This is a genomic window from Vibrio sp. 1727 (assembly GCF_033344415.1).
Taxonomy (GTDB): Bacteria; Pseudomonadota; Gammaproteobacteria; order Enterobacterales; family Vibrionaceae; genus Vibrio; species Vibrio alginolyticus.
On the sequence record NZ_JAWPOT010000577.1, the window covers coordinates 1 to 543 of the forward strand.

Annotated in this window: 1 protein-coding gene; it reads left to right on the forward strand. The window is 40.0% G+C overall.

Annotated features, from left to right (window positions below):
• Positions 1–307: 307 nt before the first annotated feature.
• Positions 308–543 (forward strand): chemotaxis protein CheW (locus R8O10_RS27030; protein ID WP_318192201.1); only part of this gene is annotated, 236 nt, incomplete at its 3' end.

Below are 543 nucleotides of genomic sequence, written 5' to 3' on the forward strand. Positions count from 1 at the left end.
GAAGGTGGTGGAAGGTTAATCACTTCTTTCTATCTTTAATTTGATTTAGGGTGTGGCTCAAGAGCGCACCCTTTTTTGATCTTAAAAAGCCATCAAATGACGAATCTGAGCAGCAGTGCATTGCTATGTGCACGTCATTGATGTAATTTGCACTTATATCTAATTTGGCTCATGATGTTAAACGTATCAAGCTAACGTATTGAGTTTACTTAGATATCTATACACTCATTAAAAAACGTCGCCTTGTATTCTCAGCAAGGTTTCCAATAAAGAGTGAAAAATAATCGTTCAGAATTTAGGTAGTAGTATGTCCGGAGTTTTAAATACGGTTGATCAGCGTACGAACTTAGTGGGTGAAAACCGACTGGAACTTTTGCTGTTCACGTTAAACAGTCGTCAGTTATTTGCGATTAATGTGTTCAAAGTGAAAGAGGTGATAAAGCTTCCGCCGTTGACTAAGCTGCCTGGCTCACACTACAACATCCGTGGTGTTGCTTCTCTTCGAGGTGAGGCCGTACCTGTGATTGATTTGCGTTGTTCGAT